The 21,645-nt window shown below is 44.1% G+C and carries 16 protein-coding genes; 1 reads left to right on the forward strand and 15 read right to left on the reverse strand.

The annotated features are described in order from the left end of the window. Positions 1 to 71: 71 nt before the first annotated feature. The 8 genes from NST40_RS18690 to NST40_RS18725 form a co-directional block, all read right to left on the reverse strand. A complete protein-coding gene (locus tag NST40_RS18690) occupies positions 72 to 1,382 on the reverse strand; it encodes a glycosyltransferase family 4 protein (RefSeq protein ID WP_081387637.1) in 1,311 nt (436 codons plus the stop codon). Continuing rightward, complete coding sequence (locus NST40_RS18695) at positions 1,330 to 2,556, reverse strand: O-antigen ligase family protein (RefSeq protein ID WP_076194873.1); 1,227 nt, start codon at positions 2,554 to 2,556, stop codon at positions 1,330 to 1,332. The genes NST40_RS18690 and NST40_RS18695 overlap by 53 nt, the downstream gene beginning before the upstream one ends. Before the next feature lie 68 nt (positions 2,557 to 2,624). Further along, the gene (locus tag NST40_RS18700) at positions 2,625 to 3,875 is read right to left on the reverse strand and encodes an oligosaccharide flippase family protein (RefSeq protein ID WP_342409883.1); all 1,251 of its coding nucleotides are present in this window, start codon (positions 3,873 to 3,875) and stop codon (positions 2,625 to 2,627) included. Between the two features lie 5 nt (positions 3,876 to 3,880). Next, positions 3,881 to 4,588 (reverse strand): CpsD/CapB family tyrosine-protein kinase, encoded by a 708-nt coding sequence (locus NST40_RS18705; RefSeq protein ID WP_076277771.1) that lies wholly within the window; start codon positions 4,586 to 4,588, stop codon positions 3,881 to 3,883. Then, positions 4,536 to 5,294, reverse strand: a complete 759-nt coding sequence (locus NST40_RS18710) for a Wzz/FepE/Etk N-terminal domain-containing protein (protein WP_076277772.1) — start codon at positions 5,292 to 5,294, stop codon at positions 4,536 to 4,538. The genes NST40_RS18705 and NST40_RS18710 overlap by 53 nt, the downstream gene beginning before the upstream one ends. A gap of 251 nt (positions 5,295 to 5,545) precedes the next feature. Continuing rightward, complete coding sequence (locus NST40_RS18715) at positions 5,546 to 6,508, reverse strand: permease prefix domain 1-containing protein (protein WP_076129752.1); 963 nt, start codon at positions 6,506 to 6,508, stop codon at positions 5,546 to 5,548. A 6-nt stretch (positions 6,509 to 6,514) separates the two neighbouring features. Continuing rightward, positions 6,515 to 6,841, reverse strand: coding sequence for a PadR family transcriptional regulator (locus NST40_RS18720; RefSeq protein ID WP_076129753.1), 327 nt, complete (start codon positions 6,839 to 6,841; stop codon positions 6,515 to 6,517). A gap of 1,390 nt (positions 6,842 to 8,231) precedes the next feature. After that, positions 8,232 to 9,017, reverse strand: a complete 786-nt coding sequence (locus tag NST40_RS18725; protein ID WP_076277776.1) for an SDR family oxidoreductase — start codon at positions 9,015 to 9,017, stop codon at positions 8,232 to 8,234. Between the two features lie 199 nt (positions 9,018 to 9,216). On the opposite strand from NST40_RS18725, the gene NST40_RS18730 reads away from it, so the two are divergent. Further along, positions 9,217 to 9,870, forward strand: coding sequence for a TetR/AcrR family transcriptional regulator (locus tag NST40_RS18730; protein ID WP_076277777.1), 654 nt, complete (start codon positions 9,217 to 9,219; stop codon positions 9,868 to 9,870). A gap of 139 nt (positions 9,871 to 10,009) precedes the next feature. Here NST40_RS18730 and NST40_RS18735 read toward each other — a convergent pair whose 3' ends face one another. The 7 genes from NST40_RS18735 to NST40_RS18765 form a co-directional block, all read right to left on the reverse strand. Next, positions 10,010 to 10,825, reverse strand: coding sequence for an ABC transporter permease (locus tag NST40_RS18735; RefSeq protein ID WP_038574573.1), 816 nt, complete (start codon positions 10,823 to 10,825; stop codon positions 10,010 to 10,012). 2 nt (positions 10,826 to 10,827) lie between these two features. Further along, positions 10,828 to 11,859, reverse strand: a complete 1,032-nt coding sequence (locus NST40_RS18740) for an ATP-binding cassette domain-containing protein (protein WP_076129855.1) — start codon at positions 11,857 to 11,859, stop codon at positions 10,828 to 10,830. A 109-nt stretch (positions 11,860 to 11,968) separates the two neighbouring features. Continuing rightward, positions 11,969 to 12,301: a metalloregulator ArsR/SmtB family transcription factor gene (locus NST40_RS18745; RefSeq protein ID WP_076182444.1), complete on the reverse strand. Its 333-nt coding sequence runs from the start codon at positions 12,299 to 12,301 to the stop codon at positions 11,969 to 11,971. A 1-nt stretch (position 12,302) separates the two neighbouring features. Next, on the reverse strand, positions 12,303 to 12,725 hold the full coding sequence (locus NST40_RS18750; RefSeq protein WP_076129854.1) for an SRPBCC domain-containing protein: 423 nt from the start codon (positions 12,723 to 12,725) through the stop codon (positions 12,303 to 12,305). A gap of 214 nt (positions 12,726 to 12,939) precedes the next feature. After that, complete coding sequence (locus tag NST40_RS18755) at positions 12,940 to 18,459, reverse strand: discoidin domain-containing protein (protein ID WP_342409884.1); 5,520 nt, start codon at positions 18,457 to 18,459, stop codon at positions 12,940 to 12,942. Between the two features lie 31 nt (positions 18,460 to 18,490). Further along, positions 18,491 to 19,927, reverse strand: a complete 1,437-nt coding sequence (locus NST40_RS18760) for a glycosyl hydrolase family 28 protein (protein ID WP_342409885.1) — start codon at positions 19,925 to 19,927, stop codon at positions 18,491 to 18,493. A gap of 104 nt (positions 19,928 to 20,031) precedes the next feature. Next, complete coding sequence (locus NST40_RS18765; protein WP_076277781.1) at positions 20,032 to 21,618, reverse strand: extracellular solute-binding protein; 1,587 nt, start codon at positions 21,616 to 21,618, stop codon at positions 20,032 to 20,034. Between the last annotated feature and the right edge of the window lie 27 nt (positions 21,619 to 21,645).

Below are 21,645 nucleotides of genomic sequence, written 5' to 3' on the forward strand. Positions count from 1 at the left end.
TTCTTTCTCCCTAATTAACTAATTATTCGTTTATTCGTTTATTCGTTTGTTGTCGTATATGCGAGAATGAATTATCTATCTGCTGTCAGACCCGTTTGTAATTCAGACGGAAATGGCTTTATCCCTGGTTCTTTCAGCGCTTCTATATAAATCGAGTCCATTTCACGAAGCACCGCTGGCAATCCATAGCGAATAATCCTGTCCTTGTTCGCCTTACCCATTGCTACGGTCAAAGCTGCGTCCGCTCGCAGTTGAACCAGTGCTTTTGCCGTAGCGGCAATATCATCTACTGGAACCAACATGCCCGTTGACTCATGCTCAATCAAATCGCGAATGCCCCGAATATGTGTGCCGATCACGGGTTTGCCTGCTGCCATCGCCTCCATAATCGCCCGGGGTAACCCCTCACGATAAGACACAAGTGCCGCAACATCACACGCTTGTAGCAAATCCGGTATATCTCTTCGGAACCCCAGAAAATGCACCTGATCCCTAACCTCTAACCGAGTAGCAAGTTCTATAAGGGTTTGCTCGAAAGGACCTGTACCTGCGAATGCTAGATGAATATCGCTTGCTTGATCACCCAAATGATGTAGTGCTTCGATCAACTGTTTTTGGTTCTTGTTAGCATTTAACTCAGCGACGCAGAGAACAACGAATGAAGGATTATCATTGTCACTCTTAGGTAAATCAAATAGCTGGTGACGACTTTCCCCCATCATTTTTGCAATTTCATTATCCCCCTCACCGCTACCGTATACCTGAAGATCAAGCCCGACTCCGCTCACATAAGTTACTTTTTTTCGGACAGGGAATTTCTGAGCACGCTCATAATCTTCACTATTAATGGTGATCAGTACATCCGTCCAACGTGCCATCAAATACTCCAACGGATAATAAAGCATCCAGTTCAGAAAAGGAGCACCTTTAAAAAAATGAAAACCATGAGCTGTATACAATACGCTAGGGACACCTGCTCTATGGGCTGCAATCCGTCCGAGAATCGAAGCCACTGGTGTATGTACATGGACGAACTGAAATTTTTCCGCTTGGAAGCTTTTCGTTAAGATCCGCAGAGCCGTCCAATTCTTCAACTGTAAAGGACTTCGTTGTATAGGTACGTCGTGACATACAATTCCCCGCTGTTCCAAGCGCTGTCTGGCTTCGCCCGGCTGAGCGTAAGCATGGACTTCACACCCTTTTTGCAGCAATAACACCATGTAAGGTAAATGAAAACTCTCGAAATGCCCATATATGGAGGCTACAAAAGCAACCTTTGCTTGTAAGCCACCCTCAGCTGGAATACTCCCGATGTCCTTACTTGAGCTTTTATTGAGGTTGCTCTGCTCGTTGTCGAAGCTTGCGCCCAGTTGACCGTTCAACGTGTTGGGTTCGATAGGGCATCTCTCCTTTCAGGTTTTTGTCTGTTAACCGGATGCAAGCTCCGTTCATCGCCATCATGAACCACCAATACCGCTGGAATAACGCCTCAATACCCATCGATAACCCAATCATCGCCGCATGGGACAACAGCAATGCCATAATAATTGGCCTATGAATGGGATCTGCTGCACGATAAGAACGGATACCCACAATGAAGAACCAAATCATAAATCCTCCATATACAATCAAGCCCAATAAGCCGAATTCAGTCAAAAACCATATTGGCGTGTTGTGGATAATAATGCGCAGTTCGTAATTATAGGAACCAAGCCCAATGCCTAATAATGGACTTTGTGCGATCCAATCCACCGCTTTGTCAATGATGTCAAGACGCGACTGGATCTGGGAAGGTCTGCTGGACATAGACTCCAGCACATTTAGATAAGCGGTGCCTTTATACAGCAGCAGAGCTATAAAAGCTACACCAAACCCCATTCCGATCTTGAGCAGTCTGGAAGGTTTGGTAATCAAAAGTGTAAGTAATACAAGGAAGAGACCAATCCATGACGAGCGCGAGAAAGTCATCATAATGCCCCCGGCTAAGCTTATCGTCGCTAGTATGCTGACCCATCCCCGCAGCAGCTTTATCTTCTCCCCACTCGTCATGATATGAATGGCAAAAGCCGTCACCAGCAATCCTCCGTATGCATTGGGATCAATTAACATGCCGGACAACCGCCCGTCTTGCACCATAAACGGAACCTTTACTCCGCTGAAAAAAGCGAATAGGGCAACACCATTTAAGAGCAGCACACTGATCAGGAAAAATCGGAGCATCTTATATAACCGTTCCCAGCTATCTACGGCTTGCACAAGCATGATGTAGGTCAACAATAGGAGTATGAATCCAATATCTTTTTGCAGTAAGGCGTATTGGGTTATGAAGCCGTTGCGCCAAATGGATACAAAGGAAGCTAGAACAAAAATGAACAGCATGCCCCAATGCCATGAGCTGAATATCCTCCGGTCCAATTTGAGATGAAATCCAGCGGCAAACAAACCTAACATTAAGAAGAGATCCGACGGGGCGATACGGAAGGCTCCACCAAAATCAAACTGTGCCGGAAGGCATATGATATACCCCATGACCGCAAACAGAAATAAATTGTGCATGGTGTAGGGCTTCCCTACAACAGATACAGATGTCATACAAGTCCCTACTTTCCTACTTTCCTACTTTCCTATAAAACAAAGAACTTATGCTGCCGCTTCCGCTGTTCCCGATTTCTTACCTTTCCGATGACACGATACAGCACAACTACACTGCCAATCATCTGTACAAATAACGACGAACTAGCCCCCATCGCAGCACCTACTACCCCGTAATGAGGTACCAAGATCAGACAACATAAGCCATTAGTGAATGCTGTGCACAGAAACAATGGAATCTGGGCTTTGTACCTTCCGGTAGCCGTTATGGCGTACCACAGGTAGGATGAAATAAATACCAGCATGGTGGACGCCAGTAGCCAATGAAACAACCCTAACTCTCCTGCCACGTCTGAACTGAATAATAAGGTTAACAGCTTGTGTCCAAACAACCACCCTATCAAACAAGCGACCGCACTAAAACCCAAACCCATCGCTATCATTCGGCTGAGTAAAGTGACAAACTCCTTGTGTCTCCCGGCTGAATGCCACCTGGCAAGACGTGGTGTTATGGCTTCACCAAGTGCGGTGACGACAACATTACAGGCAACAATCATATATGAGAGTGAAGCATAAATACCTAAGTCATGCTCCCCTTTAAAATAGGAAATCGCGTATAATGGGATATTCGTATTTAACGACATCAACGCCAACACCACGCCTAGCGGTGAACTGACGATCAGTAAACTCCATAGGCTTCTTTTGTTGAAGAGTGGCCTGAGAGAAGTGTATATTCTTGCTTTACGAGCATCATATCCAATCGTTATCGCTAACCATCCGATAATCATGACTAACAAGGCAAGAACAAGGCTCTGTGTAGGGATAAATACGAGGATGAAGATTAGAATGGAGAATAACCCTTTTGCCATTCTGGAGATTGAGATTTGATCTAATCTCTCCTCCTTTTGAACGATGCCCAATAAAATATCACTGATTGATTCAACGATTCTATACAGACCGATGAAGAAAATAACCAATGCTGTATTCCAATCCAAACCACTCATAATGCAAAAGCCTGCGGTAATCGTAAACGCAAGGGCGGTTGTTATCAGCCGAAGGCCCAGAAAGTCTCCAAAACAGTATTTTCCCGATGAATCAACGATTAATACGGAACGAAGATGTAGATGCGACAGCATAAAGATCGGAGCAGTAACTGCAAGCCCTAGCGAATATTGCCCCACGATTGCCGATGACCCGAATTTATTCAACAGGATCACAATCACAAACTGAGCACCAGCGTAAGTGATATTCCCGAGCAAATAACGAAGAGAAGCAAATGACATAGACGTCAGACCATTCCTGAAGAAGAGGCCCACTCGGCAAAATCTTCACCACGAATCTTGGAACGCCTGCTCTTTTTCCGATAATTCAATACGGCTCCCAGTAAATGTGCTCCCTGCTGCTCTAACAAGTGCTTGGCAGAACTCGTGTGCTTTAAGAGCACTTTTCCGGATTTCACAACTAGCAATACCCCCTCAGTCATCGTTGCCAAAATAAGGGCATCCGAAAATGGCATTAATACAGAAGATGAGTCGATGACAATCGTATCAAAACGCACGCTCAGCTCTGCAAACAATCGCTTCATTCCTTCAGAGCCTAGTAATTCAGCGGGATTTGGTGAAATCGGACCAGAGGTCAATACAGACAAACCTTCTGCTTCCTCAATAGAAATAATGCAATCCTCTAAGCGGGTATGATCCACTAAGATACTGCTAAGCCCGATCCAATTAGGCAGATCAAATGCCTTATGCACCGTTGGCGTACGTAGATCCCCATCAATGAGTAGAACTGTCTTACCAGCTTCCGCCATGGCAATCGCCAGGTTTATCGCTACCGTTGATTTCCCTTCATCCGGAAGCGAGCTTGTGACTAATAAAGAGCGGATCTCTCCACCAACGCGGGTATAACGAATATTGGAGCGTATGCTTCGGAATTGATCTCCGTTAGATGACTTCGGTTGTTCCAGGCAATATAATTTTGGCGTCTTCTTCTTCATAACTTGTGGCTCCTTCTGCTGATTTGGTTTTCGCTTTATTCCGCCGTTTACGTGGCTTCAATTTGCCCACGGTTCCCAGAAGCGGAAGCTGCAAATCAAGCTGAATATCTTTGGCACTTCTCACGGGTTTCTCCATCATTTCCCGGAGGATAGAGATTGCGATCCCGGTAATCAGCGCCAATCCGAAGGCAATAGCCATATTGAAGACCGGCTTAGGTGAGACAGGATCAGAAGGAACCTTGGCACGGTCGAGAAATACAACATTCTCCACTCCCATAATCGATTGAATATTCGCATTAAAGGCTTCTCCGAAGCCATTCGCGATATCTGTTGCCCGTTGAGCTTTTGAATTGGTCACAATTACCGTTGTTACGAGTGATTCACTATTGGTTCTTGTCTTCACATTTTTGAGTAACTCTTCCGCTGTCATTTTTAGCTGCAGCTTTCTGACAACCTCTTCCGCTATCCTGCTGCTTCGAATGATCTCCCCGTAAGTGGTTACCAGTTTTTGTCCGGCCATAATGTCATTAATTGCTTTCTGCTGCCTGTCTCCTTGAATAAGTATAGAAGCTGTCGCCTCGTATTTCGGCTGTAAAACATAATAGCTAACACTACCAGCGAGCCCGACTGCAGCGATACATAATACAATAATGAACAGCAGCCTACGTTTTACTAGTTTCAAAATGCTGCCCAGTTCGAATTCCATCGATCATTTCTCCTAACTAGTTAATGTATTGTCGCCTCTTTAACAAGATTATTGTTGTATATTCATATTCTCTTTCTCTCAACATATGTCCAAGTCCGTACTTAAAATTTAAATGTCAAAATATTAAAGGGCTCATTTAGCTCACCTGTTAAAATCCAACAAAAAAAGGCATTCTTCCAGCAAAATCAACTGGTAGAATACCTTACATATAATCTATCTAGTTCAGGAATGTACAAGTGCAGTTAACACCATCAGGAGATATCTTTACGTTTCAGAACATGATGAACATTGCTTAACATGCCGGATAGAACTCCAGCAATTGGGAATACTGCCCAATTGACGTCCCAGCGCCCATAGACAAAACCCGTGAACAGAAAAATCGCCGTCGCCAAAGGCCATAATACAGCCCCAACAACTCCAACAAATCGGTTCTCTTCCTGCTTCTCTGCAGTGATATTCGGCTCCTCCAGCAACTTCGTATAAGTACCCTGGATATTCCCGTAATAGATGAACAAAAACACCGCCACAGCTGCAATAAACAGAAAAGCAGCGACTCCATAGGGAGCATAGTCATCGTTGACATAGCTAGTGGTAAAGATAAAAGCCGGCGACAGCACGCATAGGCAGACTCCTGTAATCAGAGAAAGACGGTAAGTCGGAGCATAAAGACTTTGGCTGCGTTGAAGCGCCATTTTTAGAGCATAAGGCAGCTGAAAGCCTTGCTCCAGACTCTTAAAGCGATCCAGCTTCATTCCGCTGTGTATAAACATCCCGACCGCGATAGCGACCAGCACGAACATTCCGACCAGCCCCAGCATCGAACCTTTATCACTCATAACAGCCTTATTTTCAAATATTGTATCCAGGGTGATCAAAAACGCCACTCCGCATGCGCAGAGAAAAACGCCGATCCCCGTCCATAATCCAGCGCTTCGTCTGGCCGCCGCATAAGCGTAAACCTCTTCTTCCGTCAGCACCGGAATAGCCTGTTCTGGCGCAACTGGATCGATGCCAAGCTCCGCTGTCAGCTCTTCAATATTGCCGAATTCCGATATGACGATACCAATCGCCTCATTCTCCGACTTGCCAGCAAGCTTCAGCTCCAGGTACTTCTCCTCCATCCCTGATAGCAGCTCTTGCTTCAGATGTTCCAGTTCCGGAGTCTTTGGCAGACCCGCAAACATATTATCCAGATATACTATGATCGTCTCCATGCTCTATCACCACTCCTTGATAAATTGGTTTACAACTTGCTGTGTAACCTTCCATTCCTCACATTTTTCTCGGTAATAGGCGAGACCCAAAGGGGTAATCCGGTAATACGTACGCCGCTTGCCAAGACTCTCATCCAGATAAAAGGATTCTATGTACCCGTTTTTCTCCAGTCGGGTGAAGGCAGAATATAATGTTGTCTCTTTCATAACATATTTCTCCTGTGTTAACTGCCTGATATTTTTGGAAATCTCGTACCCGTAAGATTCCCCGTCCAGCAGCATGTAGAGGATCATCGTATCATTGTAGCCGCGTATAACATCACTGCTGATCAAAAATATCCCCCCATGATTACTTCATCTGTCGTAGTAGTTGCAGTATAACATAATTACTACGACAGATGAAGTAGTTAATGGAAAAATAGGCCAACATAATTTGAGGACCGAACCTTCCTTGATTAAATCACAATTGCTGTCTGCGCATGACGTAGCTTCCAATATGAGGTTAGGTATACGAAGGTGCAGGCCAGTAGTGTTTGCGGGGACGATGGTGTTTACTAGTAGGCTGTTTGCGAGGGCGGGGTGTTTACCAATTGGTTGTTTGCAGGACGATTTACTAGTAGGCTGTGTGCATAGACGGTGACGTTTACCTACTCTTAGTTTGGCGGATGAGGTACTATCGGACTCAGTTGGCGTTATTCGAGGCATTTTACTACTTTTCAGGTTCTATCGGACCCCAATGCACCTATTGGCGCACAAAACATCATATTTAGGGCCCTTTCTAGGGAATAGCTGCACTGGAGTCCGAAACTGCGCTGGAACTGCGAAAAACATACTAATAACGCCATTGGGGTCCGTTAGCCTTCCTTGCCCCATTATCTATTGAAGCAACAAACCAACGCTGGTTTGTTTTCCTTTTTATTGAACCTTAATACAATAAGGCTGACTGCAAGAACATAGGTGTTTACTTCCCCTTACTTTGCCGGACGAGCTACTATCGGACTCAGTTGACCTTATTCGCAGAAATCCCCCATTTTGCTGATCCTATCGGACCCCAATGCACCTATTGGCGCACAAAACATCATATTTAGGGCCCTTTCTAGGGAATAGCTGCACTGGAGTCCGAAACTACGCTAGAACTGCGAAAAACATACTAATAGTGTCATTGGGGTCCGTTAGCCTTGCTTGCCCCATTATCTATTGAAGCAACAAACCAACGCTGGTTTGTTTTCCTTTTTATTGAACCTTAATACATTAGTTAGTTAATTACCCTGAACGAGGTACTATCGGACTCAGTTGACCTTATTCGCAGAAATTCCCCACTTTTCTGATCCTATCGGACCCTAATGCACCTATTGGCGCACAAATCACCATATTCGAGCCCACTTCTAGGGAATAGCTGCACTGGAGTCCGAAACTACGCTAGAACTGCGAAAAACATACTAATGACGTCATCTGGGTCCGTACCACAGTGGATGATTATGAGTCGGCGGTGTGATTGAGATTTAGATGTCGATTGTTGATGGTGATGTTGATGTAGTTTGATGTTGTTAGATGATGTTGATTTTGTTGATGTAAATCCAAGCGAAACTGAGTCAAAGTCAGCAAGTCAAAACACAAAACAGCGGTTCTCCCATATTGGGGAGAACCGCTGTTTTGTTGTTTTTTTATAATTAAAATACTTGATCATTGCTAACGAATACACCAACTTGAATACGTTGACCTATTAATGTCGTGTACGGAGCATGCGTCCAACAAAATAAAGCATTTGTTTTCGTGTGAAAAAACGTGACATTTGAGCAGAAATATAGTTTGTAAATCCTGGGACAGCAAATACTTTTTTAGCCTGAAGTGACCGAAGAGCCACTTGAACGACATTTTCTGGAGTGTCTCGTTTGCCTACCGAAGCCTCATCGGCTCCCACGACATTAAAAAATTCTGTTTCCGTAGCCCCCGGACATAACGCAAGAAATTGTACGCCCCGTTTCCGATTTTCCTCCCATAGCGCTTGAGTAAATGATAATACAAAAGCTTTTGTCGCTCCATATACAGCCATATTAGGGAGAGGTTGAAATGCAGCTGTTGATGCAACGTTTAAAATCACTCCACTTTTTCTATTTAACATCTCTGGCAAAAACAAATGGGTCAGATCTACAACCGCCAAAACATTTAGCATCACTTCTTCATGTTGTCTCGAACCAGATAGTTGTTCAAAAAGCCCATGCGTAGCAAAACCTGCATTATTAATAAGAATATCAACGTTCAAGCCACGTTCTACACATTGTTGATAGAGCCTGTCAGGGGAACCTTCTTGAGATAAATCAGCAACTAGAACCTCCGCTTGAATTTGAAATTCTCGTTTTAATTTTTCCGCTAAAGCAATCAGTTTATCTTCAGAACGGGCGACTAAAATTAAGTGACTTCCTTTGGCTGCAAGCTCTCGAGCAAACGCTTCACCTATCCCCGAAGAAGCTCCGGTAATCAACGTCCATTTATTTTGAATTGTAATCATTGCTATCCTCTCTCCCTTTAACGACCATTTAGAAACAGTGTTTCAATAAGAATCATTGTATCCAAGTGAGGTTGTGTTGTCAAATAAAGTTCTACACATTTAATTATTGGCTATTTCTCTTCTACATCAGTAAAATAAGGGTTAGAAATAACGGCTATCTAAAAAAAGCTAAAGTAAAGTTCTAAGGAAGTGAAACTACATGCAAAAATCGTCCAAAATATCTTCTATAGATGCTGAATCCGTTACAACCTACCCAAAAGCAAAGCAACGGCATGCGGAAATATTAAGACTGAACATTATCGAAGCCGCTGCGGCCATTATGCATGAATCTGGACCCGAAGGTGTAACCATCCGTAAGGTTGCTGAAAAAATGGAATGTCCCACAAAAATCATTTATAACTTGTTTGGAAACAAGGAAGGTTTAGCGAAGGAGCTTTTTCTGCAAGGGTGTAAATTGTTGGCTGCTGCCTTTCAAGCGGTTCCAAAACAAGACAATCTAAATTTATATCTTCGCGAGCTTGGACAAGCTTATTGGGATTTCTCACGGAATCATACTAGCTATTATATGGTTATGTTCGGAGGAGCCTTTAGCGAATTCAAACCGGAGGAGGAAAGCTTACATGCTATCTTTACGGCACTACAACAAGTGATAGCCCTTATTACAGCAGCCATCGAACAAGGATTTATTAACGAAAAAGACCCTCTGCTTGTTGTGAACCTGGTGTGGGCGTCATTGCATGGCGTCATTCATCTGCATTTAGGGGGACATATTCAAAATGAGGAAACGGCTAAAATATTGTATGATAGATCGGTCTCCAATTTAATTCATACCTTCTTTAAAAAAGATAATTAATTCTAAAAGGCCTCTTTGCAAGTCCCTACTCAATAAATTCAAGCCGTAATCTTGGGATATCCTTAGATCACGGCTTTTTTAACATGCTAAAAAAACACAAAAAAAACGGCATTTCTGCCGCTTTTCTTCTTCTCTCTAATTATGTCCGGCGCATATATGCACGCACAGTAATAGGTGCAAAAATTGCAACAATCACAGCGGCTCCGATAAGTGAGATAGCGAAATCCCAGCCTACGGTTCCAGAGTTAGCAAGCTCACGGACAGCTGACACAAGATGCGAGATTGGATTGACTTTGACAAACCATTGCAGCCAGTTAGGCATCGTATCTACAGGCACGAAGGCGTTGGATAGAAACGTGAGTGGGAACAACACAATCATTGATATCCCTTGTACGCTGGAAGCGGTTCGGGCAATCACACCAAAGAAAGCGAAAATCCAGCTAATCGACCAGGAGCAGACAATAACCAAAAGCGCAGCAATTGCGACATGCTCCAGACCGCCATCAGGTCGGTAACCCATAATATAGCCCATGACAAAAGTAAGCACAGTAGCGATCGTATATCGAATCGTATCTGCCAACAAAGCTCCGGCTAATGGGGCTATACGGGCAATCGGCAATGACTTAAAGCGGTCAAACACCCCTTTATCCATGTCTTCCCGCAGTTGGACACCAGTGACGATGGAGGTCGTGATTACAGTCTGCACTAGAATACCAGGAATAATAACGGGCAAATAGCTCACTACATCTCCTGATATGGCTCCACCAAAAATATAAGTAAACATTAGTGTGAAAATAATTGGCTGCAGCGTTACGTCGAACAATTGCTCGGGTGTGCGACGTATTTTCAATATCCCGCGATAAGCCATCGTTAACGAGTTACGAACAGATTGTTTGAAGCTCGTATGGTTTTTCAATTGTCGGGTCGCACCTGGACTAATAGTAGAAGTTCTCATACTCATGCTCTTGCTGCCTCCTTATTCATTGATTCTTGTGATGCTTGGGATGCCTCATCTGTAACTCCATGGCCAGTGATCGTCAAAAACACTTCATCAAGCGTCGGTTTCTGCACACTCATCTCCGCGAGTGGAATCCCCGCTTCGCGGAGTGCAATAAGCAAATCAGTGACTAAATCAGCGTTCGCCATCGGTGCAGTAATTTTTCCAGCCTCATTCGGCACAATAGACTGGATATGCAGCACATGTTCCACAATCCGGCGCGCTTGAGCGATATCTTTAAGATTTTGGACTTTTAAGTGCAGCGAGGTGGTGCCCACTGAAGCTTTTAGCTCATCCACGGTGCCTTCTGCAACGACATGGCCATGATCAATAACTGCAATGCGGTCTGCCAGCTGATCGGCTTCCTCAAGATACTGTGTAGTTAACAGCACTGTTGATCCTGTGTTCACCAACCGACGAATGGTATCCCACATTTGCGAACGTGTCCGTGGGTCCAGACCTGTTGTTGGTTCATCCAAAAAGATAAGCGGGGGCTGGGCAATCAGACTCGCTGCAAGATCCAGACGTCGGCGCATACCGCCAGAGAAATTTCGAAGCGGCCGTTTCGCTGCCTCCGTCAGACCAAACTCTTCTAACAACTCCGCTGCCTTTTGCCGCGCCTCTGCCCGCCCTAACCCTAAAAGACGTGAAAAGATAATCAGATTCTCTGTAGCACTAAGTGACTCATCCACAGAAGCATATTGTCCCGTAACCCCTATCAATTGCCGGACAATCTGCGACTCCTTTACCACATCATGCCCGAAGATTCGCGCCGACCCCGCATCCGGACGAAGTAACGTAGCCAGCATCCGAATTACCGTCGTCTTTCCTGCCCCATTGGGACCCAGAACGCCGTAAATCGTGCCTGCCTTAACGTTCAGATTTACTCCATCAACTGCGCGATTGTCACCAAACGTTTTGACGAGCCCACGCGCTTCGACGGCCCAATCTCCAGGGTTGGGCTCAATTATTTTTTTGCGTTCATTTACCATTACAATTCCTCCAACGTTTTAGTTTGTATTGTGATGGTAACTCCCTTTTATAAACTGAATTTAAACAACACAAAAAACCGGGGAGCGCGATCTCACGCCACCCGGTTTATCACTTCTCGTCTGAGTCAGACTCAACATATTCTTTAAGCGCAAACAATTTATTAGCCCAGTAACCTTCAAAAAAGGCAAGCCAATCTTGCAGCTCCAGCAAAGGTTCTGGCTGAAGCTTATACCGGGTCTCCCGTCCGACTTTCTGACTGCTAACAAGCTGCGCATCGGACAATACCTGTAAATGCTTATTAACAGCGGTTCGGCTGATCGGGTAGCAATCCGTAATAGATGCAATAGACATTTCCTTATTAGCGAGCAGCTTGAGCAGACTGCGGCGGGTAGGATCTGCTATCGCTTGAAATACATCATGTCCTGCTTCAGCAACCGGCATATTAAGCCTCGATATAAGCAGGAAGTTTTTCTTGGACGATTTTTTCCCAGCCGCTGTTCATAAAGCCGCGTACGATTGGATGTGGTTGGCCAAATTCAGTAACTTTTTCAGGGTCCCATCCAGAATGAATCAAGGTAAATTCAGTTTTCCCTTCGATTTCTTTCAGTTCAAAAGCAAGATGCCAATCCTTCCCCCAATTAAAACCAACACGATTCGGAGGATCAACTTCGGTTACTTTACAAGGAGAATCTCCGAATTGTCCAGCATGCAGGATGAATTCATGCCCAACAACAGGCTCAAATGTACTAGGCATCCACCAGGCTGCCATTCCTTCTGCCGTGGCAACAGCTTTCCAAACCTTTTCTATTGGCGCATTTAGTAAAATCGTTTGACGAATTTCTTGTAAGGGTTCTTGAGTTTGCATAATAAATAGCCTCCAGCATTCATTTAATATAACACCTTTTGGGTTCACTTTTCATTATAACACCTTTAGGTGTTATGTCAATTTACAGATTTCCCTAATTCTCCGTTCGTTATTCAACGTCTCAATCCTTCAATAATATCCTTTAACTGCTATAAAAAAGCCCATCCCTCGGTCATCCCGAAGAAAGGGCCTTCCTATTACATCAGCTCTATGGTCAGTTTCTTGGCTTGACAGTTACTGTGATTTTCTCGCTAGATGTCTCGCCTGATGCATTGACTAATACCGCGTAGTATTCATATATACCCGGTGTCTTATCTTTAAGTTTCGTAACTGTCATCTGAGCCGCAGGGGTAGCCGTGCTTAGTGTCTGTGTGTCGATTACTTCTCCATTCTCATACAAACGGTACTCAGTACCATTGGTTCCCCACCACATATTCATCACAACGTCGTAAGTTCCATCCCCACTCCAGTTGTCGTGGGATACTATAGGCTTGCCCGGCGCTGCATCTGTAACAGTAAGGATTAGCGGATCGCAGGTAGTCGAACCGAAGCTGTTGACTAGCTCGCACGTGTACGTGTAGGTTCCATTTGATTTGCCCACAATATCCGTACTCATGGCTTGTGCATTCGGTGAGCTGTCCGTCAGCATCTGGGTACTGATCAGTACATCGTTTTCATAGAGCTTAAACTCGGTACCGTTGTTCCCCCACCAAAGATTCATCGTGACGGCATAGCTGCCATCTCGAAGCCCGGTGTCGTGCCCATTATTGTCAGATAACACTGGCTTTCCAGGGGCTCCACCAGCAAGCGGAGTTGTACTCTGGAGCCATTGTGACCAACGGACTAGAACCTCTGCCTGCTCAGAAGTGAACACCTGATTGCTCTGGAGATTCACTTCACTATTAAAAGCTTCCAGCAAGCTATGAACTTCTGCGCCAGCATGCTGCTGAGCTTTTTCTTTGGCGTTAGCCAGCTGCTGCTTAAGTGAATTGGTTACGTTTTCTAAATCTGGAGCACCCGTCTCAGCTGCAAAATTTTTGGTTAATGCCGACATGCTGTCAAATGTCGCATATACACTATACGAATGCTCTGCCAGCCCGACATTGCCCGCCGCATCCTCGGCTTTCGCAGTTACACTATGAGTTCCCGCTTCCAGCGTATATGCTTTAACATCTGCGAGCGTTGAATCACATTGCGAATAAGTGATGCCTGATACAGTATCAGCTGCACTACAGGTGATGTTTAATGTCTGCTCTATGGTATAGGAACTCTCTCCTTTAATTACCACCTGTGGTGCGGTCCGATCAATCTTCACCACAGCAGGCTTCTGCGGCTGTTCCACATTACCCTCTCTATCAACGCTCCAATAAACTAACTTATGTGTTCCTTCATTGGACAAAATAACTGAATTCCCGGTTTGCTGCTCGCCATCGTTTACTGTGAAATAGGTTGCCGCAACACCAGAGCCTGCATCTGTAGCTGTGAAGGTTACCAACGTATCCTTGTTGGTCCAACCTTGTGGCGCATCATCCGTTGTCACCGGAGCTGTTGGGTCCGCCCCTTTCACTACGCCATAAAAGCGTAATTCCGCCATGTTTCCAAACCAATTACTACTATTATAGATCCGGATATAACGATAGGCTTCTGCGTTACTAATACTTAAGGTCTGCCAATCCATCGTTTTTCCTGCAGGAGAGGAGATTGTCGTCCAGCTTGTATGATCATTCGAACCCTGAACCACAGTCCCATTGATTCGTGTAAAATAATTATCTTGCCTGGAAAGCACCTCTGCCTTGGACAGCTGGACCCTATTCCCTTCTTTAAAATCAAACGTTATAAATCCTCCATATCCACTACCATTTACCCGAAAATCCGTAATTGTGCCTGCATTTCCATCGAATAATGATCCCGCAACATTCCTGAGGTCGGTTGGTGTTCTCCCACTGGAATCACTTAAATTAGTAATCGCAAGCACATTACTAATCAACTCGGTCTCATCGGGAATGTACAGAGAGGAACCATCTGTAGTTGATGTTTTTTCCGGCCCCTCGATTCCCTCCTTTGACTTGTATTTAATACTAAAGTTCACAGGTCCAGGTTGTGCGTTATTGCCCATGACCGCTTCAGCCGTCCAATTGATCTTATCGACAGTAGCAACGGTTGCAACTTGATCCTGAATATTGACATTCACTTGGTTAATTGCATCGCTTGCTTTAAAAGACAATTTCACCGTGTCCCCAGGCACAATTCGTTTCTGGATACTTTGGTCGGAGCTAATGGACACCGCATCAAGCTTTGAATTGATTGTAACATCACCATACAAACGTAGTTCAGCCATGTTTCCATACCAGTTGTTTCCATTGGTGATGCGGATATAACGATAGGGTTCTGTGCTGTTAATCGTCAACGTCTGCCATTCCGGCGTATTTCCTGCTACATTAGAGATCGTGATCCACGTCACATTGTCGTTGGAGCCTTGCACCACTGTTCCATTAATTCTGCCCGCATAATTATCTTGCCTTCCGATTACTTCTACCCTAGACAGCAATGCCTGGCCGCCTTCTTTAAAGTCAAAGGTTAGATATGCACCATAACCACTGCCATTTAAACGAAAATCAGTGATAGAACCTAAATGATTATCAAATAAAACTTTTGCTGTTGCCAAAAGATCAGCCGGATTTCTCCCACTGGAATCGATTAGGTTTGCTATCTCAAGCACATTAGCGACAAGTCCCGTCTGATCTGCAATGAATAAAGTAGAACCATCTGTTGTAAAAATAGTCTCTACTGCATCCGCTCCAGCTGCCGTTTTATAATTGATCTTAAATTTCACAGTACCTGATGGAACATTTTCATTCACCACAAGCTTAGCTGTCCAGTTGATATTGTCCACAGAACTGACTGCAACAGGTTGACCCTGTATATGGGCCGTGGCATTATGGATCATTTCTGTAGACTTAAAGGATAATTGAATCGTATCCCCTGGTATAATTCGATTTCTTAAGCTTTGATCCGAGTGAATGGACACGGACTCTAATTGATTTACTGTCTCATACCGCTGGCCAAAGATTCTAAATTCAGCAATTTCCAGCATAGTACTCGAAGGCTTTATCATTTCCATTTTCAAAAATCGGAATTTTTCATGCTCCAGGTCTGCTTGAACCTCAAGTCTCTGCATCTCTTCAGTAACTGTTGTCAAGCCGGGGGTTAAGCGGGTCCAATTTTCTTTGTCATTCGATCCGAACATTGCAACGCCGCCAATTCTCTCCGGAAAACTAGCTCTTACCTGAAGCTCAAAGCTTTCTGCTGATATTTGAAAATCCGGTCCTAAATCCATGTAATGCGCCCGATCCTGCGCTGTATAATACCCCACAAAACTATCATTTGTGTTGTCCAGCAGATTCGGGACAGCGTTACCAAAGGTTGAGCTAACAAACATATTCGTAAAATTAACACTTCCATCTTTCATTAATGGCGTCAATTCTTTAAGACTTTGCACTGCGAGATTCAGGTCAAATAACTTCTGATAGAAGACCTCGTCAGTGGCAGTAGTAATTACATCCATTACCTCAGCGTGCACTTGCTTATAGTAAGCTAACGTTGCCGAAGTGTAAGGCACATCAACATGATAAGGAGAAATGACGGCGTTGACGGCAGATTGCCGATCATTCGCTACTACAACACTAACATCCTTGGCTGTAACCGAAGTTCCATCTGCGGCACTCACTACAAAGGAGTAGGTTCCCGCATGTGCTCCAGACCAAGAGAAGACACCTGAAGTCTCATTGAACACTGCACCCTCAGGTAACTGATCCGCTTGATAGGTAACAACATCCGTTGCACCTGCGTCTGTCGCAGAGAAATCAAATTGAATTGCAGCTGTAGATCCCTCATAGGTAAATAAAGATACTGGTGCCTTTCCTGTTGTAAATACTGGAGGGGTAAGCTGTGCCCCAGCTTTTAAATTAATATGGTCAATATCGACTGTTGTTCCATTTCCTTTTACATTAAAATAGACAAGATCGCTGAAGCCTTGGAACTCATTGAACTCATACTGAATATACCTCCATTGCCCCTTTGTATCAGGCAGCGTAACGGTATCGCCAAACACCTCCATGGTTGCTATGCCATTAGTCCGAATCTTAAAAGCAATGATTCCTTCGCCACTGCTTGCACCCACAAAAGCAATTTTACTGCCCTCATCTGTTGCGGTAATTTCAACGTAAGTAGTGTCTCCTTCTTGTTTTGTGGTGGAGTGACCATCAAGCTTCGTGTACCGGTCTTCTAGTTCTCTCAAATCTGGATTCGTTATCACCTTCGGCAAATTGAGCGTACCCTCGTCCTCTGCTTCTTTAGGAATGTACAGCCAATAATCCCCGCCTCCATCCGGAGACTCCCAATAGAAAGGCAATCGCTTAGCAAACATCTCGCTAAAATAAGGAGCTTCAACCTCCATATTTATTCCAGCTGTATATTTATAATAATAATAAAGATCATAGACATTACCCCCAATTCTCCCCCTGTAACCGCCAGCCAAGTGTTTATAGATAATCGTTGGATTTCCATTTACATCTGTATGTGCCGCCACTGGAATCCATGGTGTATCATGGCCAATCATATACTGAGCAAAGTAGTCGGCAGCTTTTAAAATCCGTTGATCTAGAAATTCATACGGACCCACCGCATTTGGCGCACTAGAAACAGTCCCCTCTACCGGATCTACCTTTGTTTCCTGAGCCAATAATAAACGTGATAAAATCTCTACATTCGTTATATCCCCAGCGCCATGCGCCTGATCTCTGCCCATTTCAACATGCTGAACTACGGGTGGATTAACTTTTTCCCCTGTTACAATATTTGTATCAACCCATCTGAATAAAGCTTTTATCGCGCCATTTTGCCCTTGATCGACAGCGGTTTTATTGACGGTAAACCATTCAACTCCCTCATTGTACCTCTCTGTATTTCCTGTAAAAATATAACCTGACATAGCTCCAAGCAGCGGATAAAGATGCTGGTTCATAAAACGATCATTTGTGTGTTGGAACGTTTCAATAACCGGATTAATAAGATTATTCGTAAAATCAGCGACATCTTTTTCCGTCCATTTCAGCTCTTCAGTTTGAGCACTTGTGTACCTTAAGATTTCCGCCGCAGTAACCATTCGATTAAGTGGAATTCCTGTATGAATATGTGCATCATTAAAATACACGTATTTCTCAGGGTCCATCTGTGACCAAATCCGGATAATATGCATGGCATTGGCTCTGTAAACCTCATCACCCGATATTACATACAATAGAGCTTGTGTATAAGCCTTCAAACCATCCGCTATAAATCTTGAATTAAAGCCCTGGCTATTAAAAGCATCGCTCGCTGGTTTCAACGGATCCGCACCACTTTGATTGTTGGAAGTGACCGTCCTTGAAGCTGCCGGAGAGAGAAGCATCTGATTATAATAAGTGATCCAGGGTTCTTTTTGCGCCCGTACCTGTGTCCTAATATTCTCAAGAATATCCTTGGTCAGGCCAACACCCGGATGTTTGAATCCGCTTTCATCTATAACCTCATTAATGGTAGGTTGGTAATCCGTAATTATCGACAGCTCTGTCGATTCTACTGCGGCTCCTTCTGCCGATAAAGGCACTAGCGTTATCAACAAACTTAAGGAAACTGTGATCCTAACAATACGTTTAAGCGATTTTCCAAAGAGTAGCTCTTTAAATGAATTCATTGTTCTCCTCCATTCATTTACATCCTCTGATTTAATGCAAATAAATACCGCTGGCAAATTCATTCACTACAAAATGTTTGTTATTCAGGTCGACAATAACCTCCCCATTAATCTGAAGATTATAAAAATAAATATCCTTCACACCTCTTTCCTCGTCATAGCCGAATATACGGGAAGGATTGATATTCTTCCCATTGTAGGTGATATCGCTAAACTCTATATTTTCGATACATCGTCCTGCCACCGGATTATAGGTTTTATTCCACACCACGCGGACATCAAACAACTGCCCCAGTTCAAAATCCTCCACCCGGATATTTTTGAAAGTAACCTTACGAACGGTATTGTTATCCCCTGCACAGATTGCCATAACCCCCCAATAATTTTCCTGCGGCTCGTGATGCTCAAGCACATCGATATTTTCAAACCAAATATTTTCTATAAAATCGCCATTATGTTGGTGATCACCATGAATACCGACATGCATGGCATGAGCAACGTCCGCCCAGAGTATGGAATCTTTAACTGTGATATGGCGTGAGTCTCCATAATACTCTCCACGGCTGCCGTAAATGGCAATGCAATCATCAGAAGTTCTCAAGAACACATCTTTAATATCCACATTTGAGCTAGCCATCATATCAATTCCATCACACCAGCCGCGTGTACTGAAAGCTTTGAAGTTATGAATGCGGATATGTTTAGACGCTCCGATATATATACTGTAATGCGGAGGATCAAGCGTGATGATCCCTTCGATCTCAATCTGTTCAGAATGCTGGATTTGAACGCCTCTTAAATAAGTGGTTTTCTCCATATCCGCTAAATACAGAACACCTCTGCCGCGAACAACAACATTCTCAGCATGGTCAATCATTATGGATCCGCAAAGGAGCGCGCCTCCGGCAATATAAACTGTGGTCCCAGAAGGGATATGCAGCATTGGATTCTCGAATTGATGAAGCCCGGGCATAAAATATATCGTCTGACGCTCCCCATTAGCCCTTTCTGACAAATGCTGAACTTGTTCTGCGATAGCCGCAAATTGATGTATTCCTGGTTGGACAAGCACTACATTATCATCGTCAAGTATAGGTGGGGCTGTCTCCAAGGGGTTTGCAAAAAGATGCAAGTTACTAAAACGTTCTCCATTGATTTCAATGGAAAGCTTACACGGGTGCTCCAATGTGAACAAAAGGGTATTCTCTTCGATTTGAAAGGGAATATGGGTTGCCAAAGGGCGAATAACCGCTTGTTCAATCTGCCGGTTATTACAATGAACAGAGACCTCCACCGTGCCCTCCATATCAAAATAAACCATCGATGTCGATCGAACCTGATGCATATCCACCTTTGCTTCAAAAACAAACAGTGCTTGCCAAACCCCACCAGGCTCTCGTACACTCACTGTAAAATCGTCTTTCCCCAGGGCTTCATTCGGCTGCTCATAAATAATTAATTCGCTCATTTTTACCTCCGTTATCTTAGAATCAACTCACTTAAGGGTTTAATAAATAGGCTGGAGCAAGCTTTTGCTCCAGCCTATCATCCAGTACTAATCAGCGAACCCTGCTATTTACGATCTGCCAGCACTTTATTTACCTCATCCGTTACTTCCTGACCTCCGGCCTTTAGCCAGCTATCCTTGAAATTATCAAAATCTTTACCCGTGTTCGCTTCTCCTGTAACTGCTTTGATAACAAACGTATCTTGCAACGTCTTCAGATTGCCCCAATACTTGGGTTTGCTTGTTAATACCGCTGGTCCCAGTACATCTAGCAATGGTGTAACACCTGGAGTGATCTTGTCTCTCAAATCTAGCAATTCTTGTTTTACCGTATGTTTTTCCATTGAAGTGTCTGTGGAGCTAAGTGGATTATAGAAATTACCTGCTCCCATCTTCGGAGCACTAACCTCTTCATCCGCTTTTGGAATGGCAAGGTCCCCTTCCATATCATAGCTCACACCCAATTGACCGAAACCTGTCAGCAGAAAACCTTCGGAATCCGTAGACACATATTCGAGAATTTCCATAATCTTATGACGTTTCTTCTCATCCTTTTCGAGTTGAACACCGAACAATACCGGTGCTTGTCTTGCACCATACGCGAAAGAATAAGCAACGCCATCTGGGGCTGTAAACGGCTTGCCAGGCACGAATATTTGACCTTTCTCTAGACCAGGTTTTGCGACAAACCCAGATTCTTTATAAAAATTTCCCCACTTCCCGTTATCAACCATACCCACTTTTTGATCAGCAAATTTAATATTGATTTCGTTATTATCACTAGTTATGAATTCAGGATCAATCAGACCTGCTTTGTACCATTTGCTCAATAACGCCAATGCTGATCGCGTCTCTTCTGTAATGCCTCCATAAACTACGTTCCCGGAAGCATCCTTCTTGAACTGATAAGGGGAAACAGCAAATGCTGAGAATACACTTGTGAACAATTGCTCTGGAAGCTTGCCGCGGCCGATTAAGCCGTAAGTATCCTTCTTCCCATTTTTGTCCGGATCTTCATTAACAAATTTGGTGAGTACATCCTCAAGCTCTTCCAGGGTCTTTGGAGGTTCTGAGTAGCCAATATTTTTCAGCCAGGCTTCATTATAGCCCGGAATAAATCCATCAAGACCACCTGGCCAAATTTTCGGGATCCCCCAGTTTTTTTCGTTGTATAAGCCTACGCCCCATGCCCCGGAATCAACCGAATCCAATGCTGCTGCATATTTCGGCATCAGGGATTCAATTTCAGCCTTATCAATCGTCGCAATAATCCCTTGATCTGCCCATTGCACCATATCCGTTTCGTTTGCATCGACCGGGAAGATATCAGGAATATCTCCAGAAGCTAGAAGCACCGAAAATTGTTCTTTCCAAGTTCCACGTTCCAATTTAATATTTTTGATTTTTACATTAAATTTCTTCTCGAGCTCGGTTTGCACATAGTTACCGTCTTCTTCTGGCGTATTAAAGTTGTTCGCCCAAATAATTTCAATCGGAGCTTCAGCTGCTGATGCCCCCCCTTGACCTTGATTCGTCGCCTTCGCTTCGTTAGTGCTATTATTCGCCGCATTCCCGCCGCAACCACTCATGACAAGTGAAGCCGATAGGGCTATCGCAGCAATTTCCAACCATTTCTTGGATGTATGCCTCATATTCTTTTATTTCCTCCCTTTTTTTGT

Source organism: Paenibacillus sp. FSL R10-2778, from assembly GCF_038593035.1.
GTDB classification, from domain to species: Bacteria; Bacillota; Bacilli; order Paenibacillales; family Paenibacillaceae; genus Paenibacillus_AQ; species Paenibacillus_AQ odorifer.

What these genes read in the sequence shown, in the direction of transcription:
- NST40_RS18695 (WP_076194873.1), bottom strand. Translation starts at nt 2,556, where the DNA reads ATGCACAATTTATTTCTGTTTGCGGTCATGGGGTATATCATATGCCTT.
- NST40_RS18700 (WP_342409883.1), bottom strand. Translation starts at nt 3,875, where the DNA reads ATGTCATTTGCTTCTCTTCGTTATTTGCTCGGGAATATCACTTACGCT.
- NST40_RS18705 (WP_076277771.1), bottom strand. Translation starts at nt 4,588, where the DNA reads ATGAAGAAGAAGACGCCAAAATTATATTGCCTGGAACAACCGAAGTCA.
- NST40_RS18710 (WP_076277772.1), bottom strand. Translation starts at nt 5,294, where the DNA reads ATGGAATTCGAACTGGGCAGCATTTTGAAACTAGTAAAACGTAGGCTG.
- NST40_RS18715 (WP_076129752.1), bottom strand. Translation starts at nt 6,508, where the DNA reads ATGGAGACGATCATAGTATATCTGGATAATATGTTTGCGGGTCTGCCA.
- NST40_RS18725 (WP_076277776.1), bottom strand. Translation starts at nt 9,017, where the DNA reads ATGATTACAATTCAAAATAAATGGACGTTGATTACCGGAGCTTCTTCG.
- NST40_RS18730 (WP_076277777.1), top strand. Translation starts at nt 9,217, where the DNA reads ATGCAAAAATCGTCCAAAATATCTTCTATAGATGCTGAATCCGTTACA.
- NST40_RS18735 (WP_038574573.1), bottom strand. Translation starts at nt 10,825, where the DNA reads ATGAGAACTTCTACTATTAGTCCAGGTGCGACCCGACAATTGAAAAAC.
- NST40_RS18740 (WP_076129855.1), bottom strand. Translation starts at nt 11,859, where the DNA reads ATGGTAAATGAACGCAAAAAAATAATTGAGCCCAACCCTGGAGATTGG.
- NST40_RS18745 (WP_076182444.1), bottom strand. Translation starts at nt 12,301, where the DNA reads ATGCCGGTTGCTGAAGCAGGACATGATGTATTTCAAGCGATAGCAGAT.
- NST40_RS18750 (WP_076129854.1), bottom strand. Translation starts at nt 12,725, where the DNA reads ATGCAAACTCAAGAACCCTTACAAGAAATTCGTCAAACGATTTTACTA.
- NST40_RS18755 (WP_342409884.1), bottom strand. Translation starts at nt 18,459, where the DNA reads ATGAATTCATTTAAAGAGCTACTCTTTGGAAAATCGCTTAAACGTATT.
- NST40_RS18760 (WP_342409885.1), bottom strand. Translation starts at nt 19,927, where the DNA reads ATGAGCGAATTAATTATTTATGAGCAGCCGAATGAAGCCCTGGGGAAA.
- NST40_RS18765 (WP_076277781.1), bottom strand. Translation starts at nt 21,618, where the DNA reads ATGAGGCATACATCCAAGAAATGGTTGGAAATTGCTGCGATAGCCCTA.